Raw genomic sequence first — 18,871 nt, 5'->3', positions numbered from 1 at the left:
ATATCGATTCTCCCTTTTAACAATATAACTTTTATTATTATATTTTAATTTTGCTTAGCCCACCACAATGGTGTATGAACTGTGTCAGGTCCTCCTAATAATTGTACAGCTTGAGCATGTCCAACTGGGATATTATTTTCAAAAGAAGAAGGATATTTTATACGCTGTCCAAAGAAATTTACTTGGTTTGTCATTACATTTCCAGGATTTAATTGTGGTAAATCTGGGAATGGGTTTTCAACCGCAGGGTTTTCAAAGAATGGTAAACCTAATCTTCTATGATCATTCCATATCTCAAGAGGAATCCAAGCATTTGACGCTATAAACTTTTGTGTGATAATTTTTGTTATAAGGTCATTCTTAACATTTCCACCTTCATAAATAGTGTTATTTGGATAAGTGTAATCAAACGTATCAGGAGTACCCGTATAACCATCTACATAATCCATAGATACACTTGCAGGAGGTTCTGTTGTATGATCCCAACTTACTGAAGTACCATTGTTATTATAATCTTCAGAGGCTAAATAAGTCGCTAAATGTTCTGAAACACCATAATAAGCAAAACTTTCTGAAATTCCAGTTTCATAAGCTTCTTTACCAGTTAATGGTGTACTCCATCCTCTTGCAGCAGCTTCAGCAATTAAGAAATGTGTTTCCCATGATGGAAAAAAGATACGCTCACTATCTCCCTCTCTAAAATTAAGCCCTAAACGTGGCCAAGACCCTGCAGATATTAATTGATTTTTAGAACCTGGTTCACCAGTGTTTCCAGCTGCAGTTGCATTATAAGTAAAGGCACCGTCAAGTGTCATTAAAACTTCACCAGCATCATCAAGTAAATTTCTTTCACTAACTGTATGGGCGCTACTCCAAGTCGGGTAATTACTATAGCTAGGGTCATCAAGATTTCCAGGGATTGGAAACGTTTTATAAGATCTAGGGTCTATTGTGTTTGGTAAACCATCAAGCCAGAATCCTTTTGCAGGATCGTTAGTTAGCATTGAAAAATGATCATCAAATTTCATCCCCAAATAATTAGCAGGTTTAAGATTAATTTGATCTTCAACTGGTAATTGATCCATAGAGGTAACACTGCCTAATCCTACAACTGCATTTCTGTAAGCAGGAGTTATATAGTGTGGGTTCCATTGTCTAGACTGTGGGTTTGTATAGCTATTCCAGCCACCGCCAGAAAACACTCTCATATCATCTCCAGAAGTAGCAATAATTTGCCCACTATTAGCAGCAGCTTCAAAATGTTGTTTTGCAAGAGCAGGAGCTACTTCAGATAAACGCATCGCTAAACGCATTCTCATAGAGTTTCCGTATTTTTTCCATTTGTCATAATCATATCCAAAAGCTGGATCTAAATCTGCATCTGGTTTAAAGGTATTTGAATCATCAATTTTACTAACAGCATCTTCTAATTCAGCTAACATGAAATTGTAGACATCCTCTACACTATTGTATTCAGGATTTTTACCTTTGAATCCATCTATTGGAATTGGACCAAAACCATCGGTCATTTCGCTCATAATATACACTCTCCATATTCTTGCTATGTGCAATAAATTCTCAGTATATTCCTTAACGTTTCCTGTAGCAATTTTCTCTTCTGCTACAGTAATGGCAGTCGTAATATTTAACAACCATTTAGATATATAACTATTAAAGTAGTCATTTGTCCATCCATCATTTGAACGTCCATGAGAAAGTACTCCTAACCTAGAAGTTCTTGAAGCATCCTTCCAATATAATACAAATACACGTTCTGCTATGTGCGGATCTTGTTGTGCCGCTCCAATAGAATTATTAATAAAAAATTCTACTTCTACTTGCTCTGCAGTGGCAGCCAAGGGGTCTTTATTGATTTCTTCAAAGTCACTACAAGAAAAAATCAATAATGTTGCACAAATTAGTGCCAGTTTTTTACTTAATACTTTTTTCATAATTTTTCTTTTTTAAAATTTAGCTGCTATATTAAAAAATACAGTTCTTGTCGTTGGTGGTGCCAAGTTTTCAAAACCAGTAGCATTAGAAGCTGTGGCATTTACTGCCTCAGGGTCTACGCCATTTAGATTATTTTTTATCATCCATACATTGTTGGCTGATACGCCTACAGATAATCCTTGAAAAGGAGTTCTATCTAACCATCCTTTATCAAAAGTATAAGTTAAATTTACATTTCTTAATCTTACATGTGTTGCATCATATACATTTGCCTCATTAATACCTAAGTTACCAGAGCGTCCTGTAATGGCTGTCCAGTAATTTTGTGGCGAAGCTCCAGTTGTGTTTTCACTTAAATTTCCAGCACCGTCATCTACAACACCATTAAATACAATATCTGCTCTTTCTCCATTCAATGCTGTTACAGCTCCTAAACCAGATCTTTGTAAGGCATGATTAGTTCCAGAGAAAATTTCTCCTCCAATGCTAGCACTAAATAAGAAACTGAAGGCAAAATTTTTATAAGTAAACATATTTGTAATACCTAATAATGCATCAGGTTGCTGAGAACCCAAAACATGTTTATCTGTTGTAGCCAATGGCAACCCGTCAGCATCAACCAAAATTCTTCCAAAAAATTGGCTAGCTTCGTCTTCAACTCTTTGGAATTTTGTCCCTACTATGACCCCATAATCTCCACTAACATCTGCACTAACATTAAAGTTATCAAAACCGCCTAAGTTAAATTTGGTAACATCATCATCTAATTCATTAATGATATTTTCGTTTGTTGAGTAATTAACGTCCATATCCCAAGATAAACCATCATCATTATCTAAAATTCTAGTTTTTAAAGTTATCTCAAGACCTTTATTTTGAATGTCACCAGCATTTATCCATTTAGAATTAAACCCGCTAAATGGGTCTAAAGGGAGAGGTATTATCTGATTAAATGCGTTAGTTTTATACCAAGCCACATCTAATCCAACTCTGTTATTTAAGAAACGTGCTTCTAAACCAATCTCAACAGATTTAATTAGCTCATTTACAATATCAGGATTTCTTAATATACTATTTGTAGTAGCCGTTGTATTTCCTAAAGGATCATTACCTATAGAAAATGCGTTATACAATTGGTAAGGATTCAAATCATTACCTACCTCGGCATACGATGCTCTAATTTTACCAAAAGTAAACCAACTTGGTAAATCGCCCCCGTTTTTAGTTATCATATCAGAAATGACAAATGATGTACTAACAGATGAATAGAAAAACGATCTATTAGCCTCACTTAGAGCAGATGACCAGTCATTACGACCAGTTACATCTAAAAATAAATAACCATCATAGTTTATTTGTAAAAGTCCATAAGCTGAATTTATTTTTTTAGTGCTAAACCCTTGAGAAACGCTTGCTGGATCAACCCCATTATTTAAGCTAAATAAATTAGGAACTAGTAGCTCTCCTGAATTACTACTTATACTACTATTCTCTGTAGACATTAAGTTACCACCTAAAGTAACTGAACCCCCTAATTTACCAAAAATATTGTCTTTAGAAGCTGCTATTAAAGTACTATAATTTTGCTCAATAAAGGTGTTTTTTCCTAAGCCATAAGTAGAAGTGCTTGAAGTTCCAGCAAATACCTTTGATTCTGTATTTGTGGTATATAAATCTGCTCCTGCTCTAACTTCAGCATGTAACCAATCATTAAATTGATGTTTTAAAGATCCAGTTATTATAAAGCGATCTCTAGAGTCCCAACTTAAACGTCTTTCGTTAGCCCAGTATGGGTTAATTTGATTAGAGTTAGGATCAAACCATATTTGATTACCAAATTCGTCTACTGCAGCAGAATACTGTTCAATATCACGTGAACTCGGAAAATTTATTATGGTTTGATATTGGCTTAAAGCTCCAAAACCAGTTCTTGGTCTGTTGTTAGCAACCGTTCTATTGTACTGCACTTTGGTATCAGCAGTCCAATTCTTATTATTTCCGAATTTAGAAACACCTCTTGCTGTTAAGTTTAAACGTTCTAATGTAGCTGAAGGCGAAATACCTTCATCATCCAAATAGTTTGCAGAAGCATAAAAAGAACCGGAATCCGATGAGTTTTGTACTGAAAGACTATGATTTTGACTAAATCCATTTTTATAATAGTTTCCAATATTATCGTAAGCTTTGTCAAAAACAACCGATCCTTGCTCAGGACCTGTTTCTGTTTGTCCTGCAATTTTTGGTCCCCAACTAGATTGAGAATATTCATCATAAACACCTACAGAACCTTGTCCGAAACTACTCTGTAAATCAGGTTTGGTAAAAATACTTTGAAAACCAGTAGTTGCTGAGTAAGAAATGCCTAATCCCTTACTAGATTTACCAGTTTTAGTGGTAATTAAAATAACACCATTACCTGCACGTGAACCATATAATGCAGCTGCAGAAGCACCTTTTAAAACCGATAAGGTTTCAATATCATCTGGATTTATATCTGCTATTCCATTACCTAAATCTGCAGAAGGACTCCAGAAGCCTTCATTAGATGACCCAGTAAAGTTATTTATTGGTGTGCCATCAACCACAATTAGTGGTTGGTTATCTCCAGTTAAAGAGCTATACCCTCTTAATACAATTTTAGAAGATCCAGCTGGACCGTTACTACTTTTAATAACCTGTAAACCTGTTATCTTGCCAGATAGGGAATTAACCATATTAGGCTCTCTTGATTCAGATATAGAAGCACCTTGAATCTCTTGAACAGAATATCCTAAAGATTTACGTTCTCTTTTAATACCTAAAGCAGTTACAACAACTTCGTCTAATTGGCTAGCGTCTTCTACTAAGGATACATTAATAACTGTTTGATTGTTAACAGCAATTTCTTGATTAGTGTAGCCTATGTAAGAAACAACTAAAATAGCTGATTGGCTGGAAACAGTAATACTGTAATTACCGTCAAAATCTGTAGAAACACCGTTGGTAGTTCCTTTAACAACAACATTTGCTCCTCCAAGAGGGATTCCTGTATTGCTGTCTGTAATAGTTCCTGTTACTGTGCTTTGGGCTTGCATGCTTTGCATACTCAACAAGCAAAACACAAACATTAGTTTTAGTAATTTTTGAATCATAATTTTTTTGAATTAGTTTTTAATTTTGATTGCTTCAAGATTTATTCTTGAGGGGTTAATTTAGTTTTGTTTTTTTGTTTTTATCATTTATAAATGGTTTAAGTTAATTTATTAGTTTTTAAATATGTTAAACATTATATAATGTATAAGTATGCAAAATATTTAATTATAATCTTGATATAAAAAATAATATATATACAACCTGTTTTTAATGACAAACAACAATTAATTAGCGATTAATGGTGTTGGTTAAATTTTTTTAAAAAACGTATTGAATAATAGCAACTATGTGATGATATATGAAATATAATATACCAATATAAAAATTTATGATGTAAACTCAAAATACTTAGATGTTTAATTTACAATCTTTTAATTGTGAAATTAAATTATTTTTTTAAATCAAATGCAAAAAAATGTTTATTTATATGAATGTTGGTAAATTTTTGAGAATGAATTCAATCAATTAAATTTGAATTTTTAATTAAAATAATCACTTATCTGCAATATGTAGTTGTCTATCTTTAAAACTATGTTGTCTATATATTTTGTTTAAAATTTCAAATATTTTGGTAGTATATTAGTTACAAGTTAAACGATTTGGCCTACTAATACATTAATGTTGCAAATCTTAATTAGTACAATAAAAATGTAAAGTGCAATTTTAAGTTAGTATCTTTTTGTAGTTAAGCTTTTGCTTGCTTTATAAAAAAGAATAACTCTAACCAAGTTTTAATATGAAAGTAGATATTGCCAATTATGAGAGTGTTATTTATAAAACACCTGGGAAATTTGAAGATACTCGTTTTGAAAAAATTCACAATGTTATTTTCGAATCTTCTCAGAAAGCATCAGTATTAGTAGCTCAAGAAATCGCAAATTTAATACGAGAGAAAAACGCATTAAATGAATCTTGTGTATTGGGGTTAGCAACAGGGTCTTCGCCAGTAAAAGTGTATGAAGAACTGGTAAGAATGCATAAAGAAGAAAATTTAAGTTTTGCAAATGTGATTACCTTTAACTTAGATGAATATTTGTCAATGGATAGAACTAACATTCAGAGTTATTTTTATTTCATGCATGAACATCTTTTCAATCATGTTGATATTCTGCCAGAAAACATTAATATTCCAGATGGTAAAGTAAAAGCAGAAGATTTATATCAATATTGTATAGATTATGAAATGAAAATTAAAGCACATGGCGGTTTAGATTTTCAGCTTTTAGGAATAGGTAGAACGGGACATATAGGTTTTAACGAACCTGGTTCTCATTTCAACTCTGGTACCAGAAGCATTACATTAGACCATATTACACGTATAGATGCCGCTCCTGCATTTCTTGGCATTGATAATGTGCCTAGAAAAGCTATTACTATGGGTATTGGTACAGTGCAAAGTGCTAAAAGAATTGTGCTATTAGGTTGGGGAATAAGTAAAGCAAAAATTCTTAAAAAGACAATTGAGGGTGAAATCACTTCTCAAGTACCCGCAACCTATTTACAAGAACATAATAATACAACTTTTGTTTTAGACAAAGATGCATCATCAGAATTAACTAGAGTAAAAACACCTTGGTTAGTAACCTCTTGTATATGGACAGATACCTTAAAACTTAAAGCTGTTGTTTGGTTAAGTGCTTTAACAGATAAACCTTTTTTAAAATTAACAGATAAAGATTACAATGATAATGGAATGTCTAGTCTTTTAACTGAAGATGGTACTGCATACAATTTAAATATTAAAATGTTTAACAAAATGCAGCATACTATTACAGGATGGCCTGGAGGAAAACCATTTGCAGATGACACTAATAGGCCAGAAAGAGCAACTCCAGAAAAAAAGAGAGTAATTATATTTAGTCCACATCCAGATGATGATATGATTTCTATGGGTGGTACTATAGATAGGCTGGTAGAGCAAGGTCACGATGTACATGTTGCTTATCAAACATCTGGAAATATAGCAGTTTCTGATGAAGAGGCATTAAAGTTTGCAGAAATATCTAAATCGTTAAATGCAAATTCTGTTGAATCAGATAGCATTATAAACTTTTTAAAAAGCAAAACAGATAACAATATAGATTCTATTGAAGTTAGAAAATTAAAAGGACTGATAAGACGAAGTGAATCGCTTGCAGCCACGAGGTATTTAGGAGTAGATGATTCAAACGTTTATTTTCTTGACTTACCATTTTACGAAACAGGAACTGTAAAGAAAAATAAGCTTTCAGATGATGATATAGATATTATGTGTAGTCTAATCGACCACGTAAAGCCACATCAAATATATGCAGCAGGCGATTTAGCAGACCCACATGGAACCCATAAAGTTTGTTTAGATAGTTTGTTTGAAGCATTAAAAAAATTAAAACACTATAGTTACATGAACGATTGTTGGGTATGGTTATACCGTGGCGCATGGCACGAGTGGGAGCCTTATCAAATAGAAATGGCAGTGCCAATGAGCCCAGATCAAGTACTCAAAAAGCGTCATGCCATTTTTTATCATCAATCTCAAAAAGATGGTGTTATGTTTCAAGGAGATGATTCTAGAGAGTTTTGGGTGCGTGTTGAAGACAGAAACAGGTTAACAGCAAAAAAATATAATGATTTAGGGTTGGCAGATTATGCCGCTATTGAGGCTTTTAAACGTTACAAATTTTAATTAATTTTTATAAATGAAAAAAATAGAAAAACTAGTTTTAGGTGTTATTTTAATTTTAGTATCACATAACTGCACGAATAAAAAAGACATTAATCCAAACAATGCAATAAAAGGCACATGGAAAATGGTATATGCTGAAGTTAAAGAAAATGATTCTTTAAAAATAAAAGATTTAACGCATACTAGTTTTATAAAAATCATTAATGATACTCATTTTGCTTTTTTTAATCAAGAAAATAATAGTGTAAATAATTTTTATGGAGGAGGAGGTAAATATATTTTAAAAGGAAATAATTATACAGAAGTTTTAAATTATATAGGCATAGAGACATTGAAAAATCATGAGTTCCCATTTACAATTCGAATTAAAGGAGATACTTTGATTCAAAAAGGAATAGAAGAAGTTAAAGAAGCTGGAATTAATAGAGAAATTCTTGAAAAGTATGTAAGAATTAGATAAAAGTGATATTATTCATTTATAATACATTATTGAGTATGTAGGAATTAGTCAAACTATACTTAGTTTTTTAATTAATTAGCAGCGTTACAATCTCATTTTTTAGAAGAAAAAAGTAAGTGTTTGTAACGCTGCTATTGTTTTTTAATACCTTTTCTAACCGGACGAACTTTTTTTTATTTCTACATCCAACAAATTTCAAGACTATATATGTTGCATTATGTAATTTTGTAAATTGCATCCTTTATAAAATAAATATATAAACAGAATGGTTACTTTAAAACAATTAGCAAAAGAGTTAAATGTTTCAATATCTACAGTCTCTAAAGCTTTAAATAATAGTGAAGAAATTGGAGAAGAAACGATTAAGCGTGTTAAAGAACTTGCAGATTTATATAACTACAAGCCAAATAAAGTAGCTTTAAGCTTAAAACAAAATAGAACAAATACAATTGGTGTTATTATACCAGATATTCTAAATCACTTTTTATCAAAGGTTTTATTTGGAATTGAGCGAGAAGCCACGCAACACGGATATAATATTATTACTTGTATTTCTAACGAATCTTTAGAAAAAGAAAAAGAAAGTTTGCAATTATTAGCAAACGGTAGCGTAGATGGATTTATTTTATGTGTATCAGAAGAAACACAAATAAAAAATGAAGTTGAGCATTTTAAAAAAACAATTAAACAAGGTTTGCCAATAGTAATGTTTGATAGAGTCGCCCATGATGTTTTGTGTGATAAAGTAATTGTTGACGACTTTGATGCAACCTACAGAGCTACAAAAAAATTACTGGAGGAGAACAGAAAGCAAATAGCCTTTATTAGCAATATTGATGATTTAAGCGTAGGTAAATTAAGAGAAAGAGGATATAATAAGGCTATTTTGGAAAGTTCAGAGTATAAAGCATTAGTTTTAAATATAAAAAAAGAAGATGATTCTCAAGACAAGATAAAAGCTTTCATGAAGGAGCATGAAGACATTGATGCGGTAATTGCTGCAGATAGTGCTTCTGGTGTTATTGCTATTAATGTGGCTATAAGTTTTGGTTTTAAAGTGCCAAAAGATATTTCGGTAATAGGATTTTCAAGTCAATCAGTGTCTAATCATTCCATACCACGATTAACTACTATAAGACAGCATGCAAAAGAAATTGGAACAAATGCAGCACAAATGTTAGTTAAAAGATTACGTAACGTGTCTGGAGAACAATCAGATTTTAAAACTAAAATAGTCAAAACAAGCTTAATCGAAAACGGCTCTACTTTATAAGTTTTCAACAGTCAATTGTTAATAACATTAGTGTATTTTGACGTTTAATCGATAAAAGCAGTCACTTTATCGATTATATTTCTAGTATTTGACTACGTTGACCTACTTTAGCAGCTCTTAATAAGCACCCAAATCAATTCCCCTCAGCTCATTAAGTTTCATTAATCCATTTTCGTGACTTTATAGTCACAATTCCCTCATAGTGTTTAAAAAATCTATGCGTTTTTTTACGTTCGATTTTTAAGTTAATTATCCATTTTTCCCTCATCAAAGGTTTTGATTTTTCAAAATCTTCGATAGCATTTTAAATTTTAAAATAAAACTGAGAAAAATAATTTTAACCTAAATCGAATTAATATGAAAACTTTAAAAATTACTTTATTACTAGCATTATTTTTAACTGTGTTTGCATCTTGTACTAAGCAAGATTTAAATGAAGATGATGTTTTAACTGCTCCTGAAACTGAAGAAACTCCTTATACTGGAGGTAGTGGACAAGATTAATACAATAAAAATCTTAAAATATAAAAGTCCTGATGCAATTTGCATTAGGACTTTTTTTTTAGTAAAAAATTATAGATACATTTGAATACAAAGTAATAAGCTTCTTGTATATTGAAATATATTTTTTTCTTCGTTATCGTATTTATTTCGTTAGGTGAAATGCATTCGCAAATAAATAAAAATTTGCGTAAAATTGATTCTATCCAAGATTATTTGTCAACTGCTAAATTTACAGATTCAGTTTCTGTAGCAAATCAACATTATAAAATTGGAGAACTATATAGGTATTCTTTGCTTAGTGATAGTGCTTATTTTTATTATCAAAAAGCTGAAAAGGTTTTTAGGAAATTCAATTATAAATATGAGACAGCTATAACTCTTTACGGGATTGCAGTTTGTCAAACTTATGATAAAGACTATACAGGTAGTGAAGTAACCTCAATTGAAGCACTAACTTTATTAGAACAGTTAAATGAAAGCAACCTAATTAAAGAGCGTAAAGCTTATGTTTATAATAACTTAGGGATCGTTTTTGATGAACTAGAAGAGTTTGACCAAGCTATTGAGTATTTAGAAAAATCACTTGAAATAAAAAAGAAACTAAAAGGAGACTTTCAAAGAAGCATAGGTTTAACTCTAAATAATATGCTTAAAGTTTATAGACGTTCAGGAGAATATGAGTTAGCCATAGAAAAGTATAATGAAATTTTATCAAACAAGGAATTAATTAACAATCACCCAGATGTTTATGTCTTGGCTTTAGGTAATTATGCGAATACATTATATCTATCTAAACAAACGGAACAATTACCTGAGTTATATTTAAAAGCTTTAAGAATATGTGATAGTATTAACCATAGTTATAATTCTATAATAATTCATCAACATTTAGCAGAATATTATAACAATAAAAACAGTAAAGGTTTAGCTAAATATCATGCTTATAAGGCTAAAAACATTTCAGAGGCTTATAATAACGATGATTTATTAAAATCACTTTTACTGCTTTCAAAAATTGAAAAGGGAGATATTGCTGTCAAGCATTTAAAAAATTATGTAAAACTTAGTGATAGCTTACAAAGAAGCGAAAGAGCTAAAAGAGATAAGTTTGCAAGAATTCGTTTTGAAACCAATCAAATTGAACAAGAAAATATTAGAATTGCACGAGAGCGTATGTGGCTTTTAATTATTTCTATAACCTTAATTATCACCTCTTTTTTAATCTATTTGGTTGTTAGCCAGAGAAATAAAAACAAAGAATTGAAATTTATACAACAGCAACAAAAAACCAATGAAGAAATTTATAACCTAATGCTTTCGCAACAAGATAATATTGAAGAAGCAAGAACATTAGAAAAAAAGCGTATTTCTGAAGAGTTACACGATGGCGTTTTAGGGCGTTTGTTTGGTACACGCTTAAGTTTGGATAGTTTAAATATGGGTATTAACGCTGATGTCATAAATACGAGAAGCCAATATATTTCTGAGCTTAAAACTATAGAAGACGATATTAGAAAAGTTTCTCACAAATTAAATACCGATTTTGTGTCTGGTTCTGGATTTATAGACATAATAAAAAGCTTGCTGGAAAAGCAAACAAAAGCTTATGGTTTTGATTACGAGTTAAAACACAATGATGATATTAATTGGGAAGAAGCTTCAAATAAGACTAAAATTCACATTTACAGAATTATACAAGAATCACTACAAAATATTTATAAACACGCTAATGCAACCCTTGTAAAAATTAGCTTTGAAGTAAAAAATAATGTATTTTGCTTAGTTATTAATGATAATGGATCAGGTTTTATTGTAGATAAAGCTAAAAGAGGTATTGGTTTAAAAAACATTAACTCTAGAGTTGAAGAAATTAAAGGCGATTTAAATATAACCTCAGAAGTAAATAAAGGCACAACTATAACAATAAAAATTAAAACAGGTTAATTACAATTGAATGATAGAGCATATTAAAATATTAATGATTGATGACCATCCTATGATTATAGAAGGCTATCAAAACACTTTACTATTTACTAAAAAAGATAAACAAGAATTATCAATTGATATAGCTAATAATTGTGATGAAGCTTTGGCTTTTATGAATAAAGCTGTAGAAAATAACACACCTTATAATGTATTATTTGTAGATATAAGCTTACCACCATCTACTGATGGATTAATGCAATCTGGAGAGGATTTAGCAGAATATGCGCGCAATATTCTACCAAATGCTAAAATTATAATACTAACCATGTTCAATGAATCTTTTCGTATTCATAATATTATTAAAACTATAGATCCCGAAGGGTTTTTAATTAAAAGCGATTTAACATCAAGTGAATTAGCAAGTGCCTTTCAAGCAGTACTTAATAATCCTCCTTTTTACAGTGGTACAGTTAACAACCACATAAGAAGAACGATTACTAGTGATATTATAATTGATGATAAAAACAGAAAAATACTTCACTTACTATCTCAAGGGGTAAAAACAAAAAATCTCGCAGCTCATTTAGATATCTCATTAAGTGCAGTTGAAAAAAGAAAAAAACAGCTTAAAGAATTATTTTCTGTTCAAGACGGACAAGACGAAACACTACTAAAAGAAGCTAGAGACAAAGGTTTTGTGTAAGTAAAGTTCTAAACTTTTTGATTATTAAATATTAATTTAAGTTTTTTTATTTTATTTTCATCATCAAACGCCCTACTATATCTGAATTCTACATTTTAACCGTAATACCGTTACGGTTTTTCCGCAGTTAAAAACAATTTGTTATATATATATTTGTAATATCAACACTTCAAATTAATTAATCCCTCAATTTTTTTGTTGATAATAGCAATTTACAAAAACCCTGTGGATGTGAGAGACCCACAGGGTTCTTCTATTTTAATACTTTAGTTTTTCTAAAATGAAAAAAGAGCATTTTTATAATCCCATAAAATGCCAATAAACAATCCTAAATAAACTATTGCAACTATAAACTTAATAAATGTTGAGGTTAAAAATCCAATAAAAGAACCAAATGCCGCTTTAAAAGCCGTTTTAGAATCGGCATTATTTAATAGTTCACCAATAAGTGCGCCAACAAAAGGACCAATAATAATACCTCCAGGAATTGGGGCAATTAATCCAACTATTAATCCTAACGTTGTACCAACCATACCATATTTCGTTCCACCAAAACGTTTAGTGCCAATGGCAGGTATAATATAATCCAGTATCCATATAAAAATAGCAATAATAAGCGTAATAATTATAAACGATTTATCCATTGGGATAGCATCGGTTAAATGAAGAACTAATAAGCCTAACCAACTTGTTAGTGGCCCAGGTAATACAGGTAAAAAGCTGCCAATGATTCCCAAAATAATAAATAAAGCAGAAATTATAACCAAAATAATATCCATAAAGTGTTTTAAAAGTATGACGCTAAATTAAACAAGTTGTTACATTTTTAAACTAAAAAATTAGTTCAAACTAATTTTTTAGTTATATTTGTTTAACTAAAAGTTTAGTTGAATAAAAAATATTTTAAAAAATGAAGTTACTTACTAAAGCAGAGGAGGATATAATGCAAATACTTTGGCAGCTTAAAAAAGCCAATGTAAAAGCTATAATAGAAGAGTTTCCAGAGCCAAAACCTGCTTACAATACTGTATCTACAATTGTTAGAATTTTAGAGAGCAAAGGTTTTGTAGATTACGAAAAGCAGGGGAAAGGACATTTGTATTTTCCGTTGATTCCCCAACAAGAATACAGCAATCAATCCATAAATAAGTTGGTCGATAATTACTTTCAAGGCTCTTTTAAAAGCATGGTGTCTTTTTTTATGAAAAAGAATGATATTAGTTTAAACGAACTAGAATCGGTTTTAAAAGAAATCAATAAAAAAGATAAAAAATGATACATTATATATTACAAACTATAGCGTTTCAACTTGTCTTTCTATTGGCATACGATGTGTTTTTAAAAAAAGAAACGTTTTTTAAATGGAACAGGTTGTACCTTTTAGCAACAGCCTTTCTATCTTTAATATTACCATTTATAAAGATACAGCGCTTTAAAGAGGTTGTGCCACAAAATTATATAATGTCACTACCCGAAGTTATTTTAGGGCAATCTCTAGTAAATCCAAATGATACAATTATTTTAAATGCCGTTGTTTTAGAGCAAAACTCCATGTCATTTTGGGAAGTTACATTCTACATAGGTTTATGTGTAGCGTTTTGTTTGTTTCTGTATAAAGTGTTTAAAATTTTTGTGTTAGTTATTAAAAATCCAAAGCAATCCATCGGTAACATTGTGTTGGTTGAATTATTAAATAGCAATGCTGCATTTTCGTTTTTCCATTATATCTTTTTAGGAGAGCGCATTAAAGCAGAAGATAAAGAAGCTATTTTAAAACATGAGCTTATTCATACTCAACAAAAACACACTTTAGATTTATTATTTTTTGAAGTGTTACGCATTGTATTTTGGTTTAACCCATTTGTGTATATGTATCAAAACAGAATGGCAACATTGCACGAATTTATTGCAGATGCTAATGCGGTAAAGCATCAAAATAAAAATGAATACTATCAAAACCTATTAGCTCAGGTTTTCGAGACTAAAAATATATCATTCATCAATACCTTTTTTAAACAATCATTAATCAAAAAACGAATCGTTATGTTATCAAAAGCAAAATCAAAACAAATTCATTTAATCAAGTATGCACTGTTAATCCCTTTGGTTTTTGGGATGTTGATTTATACATCGGCAGAAGCTCAAGAGGCTCAAACTGAAAATCAAAAAGACGTTATAGATTTAAGTCAATATAAACATACTTTAGTCGGGACTAAAAATACCCCAAAAGACATGAAAGTAATTCATGATGAATATAGAGCGTTTTTGAATGATAACCCAAATTATTTTGGTATGATGACAGAAACATTGGATCAAAAGGGTATGATTTATAGCATACATCATAGACGTGAAAAAATTCCTAAAGGTTATAAAGAAATTCAATCATCACCTTACAAGATGTTTGTTAAGTTAATTAAGAGTGATTTTGAGAAAACTAAAGAAGCAGAATTAATTCCCTTAAATGAAACCAGTTTAGAAGTCCCTTTTGCAGTAATAGACCAAGTTCCAATATTTCCAGGATGTGAAGATTTATTAAGAGAAGAGCAAAAGAAATGTATATCTGAAAACATTGCAAAACATGTAAATCGAAATTTTAATACAGATTTGGCTAATAAACTAGGTTTAGCAGGTCGCCAGCGCATTAATGTAATTTTTAAAATTAATGAAGAAGGAAATGTTATAGGAATCCGTTCTAGAGCGGCACACCCAGACCTTGAAGCTGAAGCTATCCGAGTTATTAAAACTTTGCCTAAAATGATTCCAGGTGAGCATAACGGTAAAAATGTAACAGTCCCATATTCATTGCCTATAATTTTTCAAGTTCAAGACCAATCAGTTGTTGATGAAACTGTAATTGTTGCTTATGGTGAAAAGAAGGACAAAAATACTTCAGAAGAAGATGTTGAAGTTCCTTTTGCTGTTATTGAAAATGTACCTGTTTATCCTGGTTGTGAAGACTTAGTTACTAATGCTGAAAAGAAAGCATGTATGAGCGAAAAGCTTAGCAAATTTGTAATTGAAAATTTTAACACAAAACTGGCTAACAATTTAGGTTTGTCAGGAAGACAACGTATTAATGTTATTTTTAAAATAAGTAAGGAAGGTTATATTACCGGAATTCGTTCAAGAGCACCACACCCAGCATTAGAGACAGAGGCTGTAAGAGTGATTTCTTCACTACCTAAAATGAAACCTGGTGTGCAAAAGGGTAAAGCAGTAACTGTACCGTATTCGCTCCCAATTATTTTTGAGGTTGCAGACGATAATCAAATGTTAGAAGAGGTTGCAATTGTTGGTTATGCAGATGATACCTTAGGAGGTGCTACGCCTTTTGCTATTGTTGATAAGGCACCAATTTTGACTGAATGTGAATCTTTAGAAAGTGAAAAGGAAAAGAAAAACTGTACAACAAATGGTATTTCTAAATATGTCGCAAAAAACTTCAATACTAGTTTAGCCAAAAGTTTAGGTTTAAAAGGAAGGCAACGTATTAATATTGTTTTTAAAATAACAAAAAAAGGCAAAATTGTAATTGAAAAGTCAAGAGCACCACATCCTAGTTTAGAAGATGAAGCCATACGGGTGATTAAATCAATACCTAAATTAATTCCTGGTGAGCATAAAGGAAAAAAAGTAGATGTGTTATACTCTTTGCCAATAATATTCCAAGTCCATGATTAAAAATGAATAGATTAATTTTATTTCTTCTTATAATAATAGTATTTAAAACCGAAGCTCAAACTTCGGTTTTAAACGTTGCAGACAGTTTGTTTGCAAATGGTAATTATAGTAAAGCTATTGCACAATATAATAGGCACAATAATCAACCTGAAGTTTATCATAAAATCGCAAAAGCATATATCGCTATTGGTAATTACGACGAAGCTTTAATTAACTATGAAAAAGGTGTAGAAACCAATCCTGAAAACACGTTGTTAAAATATGATTTTGGAAAGTTTTTATATAGAACCGAAAATTTCAAAAAAGCATCAGAAGTTTTTAATAAACTGGTTTATACAGATTATAAAAATCCAAATTTTCATTACGAGTTGGGTTTAACTTTAGAGCAATTAAAAGATTCTACAGCACAAAATAGGTTTTATAGTGCTTTTCAGTTAGATAGCACACACCAAAAAGCTATTTTTAAAATTGCTAAATATCATCTTAAAAAAGGACATAATAAATTAGCAGATGAATATATAAAGACTGGCTTATCGTCTTATAAAAATAATAAGGAACTAATAAGTTTGAAAGCACAAAATTATTATGTGCGACAGCAATACGAAAACGCCATTATTTGGTTTGAAAAGCTTTTAGAACTAGGAGAGTCTTCAGAGTTTATACATGAAAAGTTAAGCTTGTGTTACGTACAATTATATGAATATAAAAAAGCGATAACACACCGTAAGTTAGCTTTACAATTCAACCCCAATGATGCCACAGCTATCTATGTTGTTGGAACTTATTATGAGAAATTAGATGATTTTAGAAGTGCAGAAGATTATATCTCGAAAGCATTGTCAATATTAGATCAGCCATTAGATGCAGAATACATGAAATTGGGAACCGTCTTAAATCATCAAAAAAAATATAAAGAAGGTATTGCTGCTTTAAAAAAAGCCGTGAGAGAAAATCCTACAAACGAGTTTTCTAATTTGCATTTAGCTATAACGCTCGAAACCTACTATGCCGATTATGACGCTAAGATTAATGCACTAGAAGATTTTACTAAAAAATTCCCAAATAGTAAATTGAACAGTTTTATTGAAGATCGTATTTCGAAACTTAAAAACGAAAAATTTCTTAAAGTAGATAAGAAAGAAGATTAAAATCTAAAAAAATTGTACTTTTCGGTTTCAGTTTTAATCCATGAGGCAAACTTGCGTTTTATTATTATTTTTAATACTTACGTCTTGTGAGTATTTTAAAGTAAAAAAAACATCATCTGAAGCGATTTTAAAAGAAGAATTACAAACTTTTAATTGGAACGATGTTGATGAGTATCCTAGTTTTTCTATCTGTGATTCTTTAACTATTAAAGAAGAAAAAAAAGGATGTTTTCAACACCTTTTAACCTCACATATTTCTGAATTTTTACAAAATGAAATTATTATTGTAACTAAAGATATTAGCGATACTATGGTATTAGATTTTCAAGTGTCTGAAACTGGAAACTTAAAATTAATGGATGCAAAAATAGATTCGGTAACTATTGCCGAAATTCCAAATATTAAAAGTTTACTTACTAAAAGTTTAGATTCGCTCCCCAATATTTTTCCAGCTATAAAACGCGGACAACAAGTGACTACAGAATTTAAATTACCTATAATCATTAAAGTGAATTAAGGTTATAAATTAAGTTTATAACCAATAGCAAAATCTACTGGAAAATTACTATTACTATCTACAAATATGGCGAACAATTCGTTGTAAGCTAAAGTCATAAAACTACTGTTACTTATTTTAATATCTGCACCCAATCCAAAAGCAAAAGGAATTTTAAAAGTTGAGTTTTTTACAACTTCATTAGGTAAGCCTATCATTGCAATGGTGTTTTTCGAGAAATTATATGTCGCTAAATGTGTATTTACATAGAAGTTAAACGATGGGTTGTTAATAAATCTATATCGGTAACCTAAAGCGATTTGGGTTGTAGTATATTTAAAATCATCATTGTCTAATGCGTGTTCAATGCTAAAAAAGCCAGCGTGTTTTGAGGTTTTAAGAGACGAAATGACTTCTAACTCTGCGCCAAAAAAAGGAACTGTTGAATTATTTTCATTGTTAACAAAAGGATGATTTGTTATACCGCCAAAAAGCCCTAAACGCGATTTAAGTATTGGTCTTTCGTCAAGGTAAGCCGAATCTCCAATAGCCGTATTATACTGTTTAAAAAACTGTGTTAAGTCATTTAATGTGAATTTTAAATTGGCTGCCGAAATACTAGTGTTTTTGGTTAACTCACTAAGCTGTGTTTTGTATTCCTCTTGGTATTTATTATTTGTATTTTTAGTGTTTATCAATTCAAAAATGTTTCCATCAGTCGTTTTAACAAAATACCGAAATTGCTTATCAATACTATTCCAAAGCAAATCTATATTACCCTCAACTGCGGTTTTAAGTTCATAGTTTTTTCCGTTAACAGTGTATTGTTGTTGTGCAGATACCGAAAAAGAACAAGTGGTAAGCACAAGTAAAAAAAGAATCTTTTTCATGATTTTTAAGATATTGGGTTCTATGTAAAGCTACTAAAAA

The 18,871-nt window shown here is 30.6% G+C and carries 14 protein-coding genes; 10 read left to right on the top strand and 4 right to left on the bottom strand.

Annotated features, from left to right (window positions below):
- Positions 1–44: 44 nt before the first annotated feature.
- Together RG22_RS06275 and RG22_RS06270 are read right to left on the bottom strand one after the other, a co-directional pair.
- Positions 45–1,952, bottom strand: coding sequence for a SusD/RagB family nutrient-binding outer membrane lipoprotein (locus RG22_RS06275; RefSeq protein ID WP_034041814.1), 1,908 nt, complete (start codon positions 1,950–1,952; stop codon positions 45–47).
- 12 nt (positions 1,953–1,964) lie between these two features.
- A complete protein-coding gene (locus RG22_RS06270) occupies positions 1,965–5,084 on the bottom strand; it encodes a SusC/RagA family TonB-linked outer membrane protein (RefSeq protein ID WP_034041812.1) in 3,120 nt (1,039 codons plus the stop codon).
- A gap of 737 nt (positions 5,085–5,821) precedes the next feature.
- Between RG22_RS06270 and nagB the strand changes: the two genes are divergently transcribed.
- The 6 genes from nagB (at position 5,822) to RG22_RS06245 (ending at position 12,616) form a co-directional block, all read left to right on the top strand.
- The gene (gene nagB, locus RG22_RS06265; RefSeq protein WP_034041810.1) at positions 5,822–7,750 is read left to right on the top strand and encodes a glucosamine-6-phosphate deaminase; all 1,929 of its coding nucleotides are present in this window, start codon (positions 5,822–5,824) and stop codon (positions 7,748–7,750) included.
- 13 nt (positions 7,751–7,763) lie between these two features.
- Positions 7,764–8,210 carry a hypothetical protein gene (locus RG22_RS06260; RefSeq protein ID WP_034041808.1) on the top strand — a complete coding sequence of 149 codons (447 nt, stop codon included), beginning with the start codon at positions 7,764–7,766 and terminating at the stop codon, positions 8,208–8,210.
- Positions 8,211–8,475: 265 nt separating this feature from the next.
- Positions 8,476–9,483 carry a LacI family DNA-binding transcriptional regulator gene (locus RG22_RS06255; protein ID WP_052143659.1) on the top strand — a complete coding sequence of 336 codons (1,008 nt, stop codon included), beginning with the start codon at positions 8,476–8,478 and terminating at the stop codon, positions 9,481–9,483.
- 357 nt (positions 9,484–9,840) lie between these two features.
- Positions 9,841–9,987, top strand: a complete 147-nt coding sequence (locus RG22_RS17860) for a hypothetical protein (protein WP_156113357.1) — start codon at positions 9,841–9,843, stop codon at positions 9,985–9,987.
- A gap of 183 nt (positions 9,988–10,170) precedes the next feature.
- A complete protein-coding gene (locus tag RG22_RS06250; protein WP_162183641.1) occupies positions 10,171–11,931 on the top strand; it encodes an ATP-binding protein in 1,761 nt (586 codons plus the stop codon).
- A 10-nt stretch (positions 11,932–11,941) separates the two neighbouring features.
- A complete protein-coding gene (locus tag RG22_RS06245; RefSeq protein WP_034041804.1) occupies positions 11,942–12,616 on the top strand; it encodes a response regulator in 675 nt (224 codons plus the stop codon).
- Between the two features lie 275 nt (positions 12,617–12,891).
- Here the strand turns inward: RG22_RS06245 and RG22_RS06240 are convergent, their stop codons facing one another.
- Complete coding sequence (locus tag RG22_RS06240; RefSeq protein WP_034041802.1) at positions 12,892–13,395, bottom strand: DUF456 domain-containing protein; 504 nt, start codon at positions 13,393–13,395, stop codon at positions 12,892–12,894.
- Between the two features lie 131 nt (positions 13,396–13,526).
- On the opposite strand from RG22_RS06240, the gene RG22_RS06235 reads away from it, so the two are divergent.
- From RG22_RS06235 to RG22_RS06220, 4 genes are read left to right on the top strand one after another with little or no spacing between them, the layout of a single operon-like run.
- Positions 13,527–13,892 (top strand): BlaI/MecI/CopY family transcriptional regulator, encoded by a 366-nt coding sequence (locus RG22_RS06235; protein ID WP_034041800.1) that lies wholly within the window; start codon positions 13,527–13,529, stop codon positions 13,890–13,892.
- Positions 13,889–16,297, top strand: a complete 2,409-nt coding sequence (locus RG22_RS17600; RefSeq protein ID WP_081997682.1) for an energy transducer TonB — start codon at positions 13,889–13,891, stop codon at positions 16,295–16,297. The genes RG22_RS06235 and RG22_RS17600 overlap by 4 nt, the downstream gene beginning before the upstream one ends.
- Positions 16,298–16,299: 2 nt before the next feature.
- A complete protein-coding gene (locus RG22_RS06225) occupies positions 16,300–17,445 on the top strand; it encodes a tetratricopeptide repeat protein (protein WP_034041798.1) in 1,146 nt (381 codons plus the stop codon).
- Positions 17,446–17,485: 40 nt separating this feature from the next.
- Positions 17,486–17,962: a hypothetical protein gene (locus tag RG22_RS06220; protein WP_034041796.1), complete on the top strand. Its 477-nt coding sequence runs from the start codon at positions 17,486–17,488 to the stop codon at positions 17,960–17,962.
- A gap of 2 nt (positions 17,963–17,964) precedes the next feature.
- Here the strand turns inward: RG22_RS06220 and RG22_RS06215 are convergent, their stop codons facing one another.
- Positions 17,965–18,831, bottom strand: coding sequence for a hypothetical protein (locus RG22_RS06215; RefSeq protein ID WP_034041794.1), 867 nt, complete (start codon positions 18,829–18,831; stop codon positions 17,965–17,967).
- Positions 18,832–18,871 lie beyond the last annotated feature (40 nt).

The sequence above is a fragment of the Wocania ichthyoenteri Th78 genome, assembly GCF_000789235.1.
Classification (GTDB): domain Bacteria; phylum Bacteroidota; class Bacteroidia; order Flavobacteriales; family Flavobacteriaceae; genus Wocania_A; species Wocania_A ichthyoenteri.
Note: the sequence above shows the minus strand (reverse complement) of the source record. Positions and strands in the feature narration are given on the sequence as shown.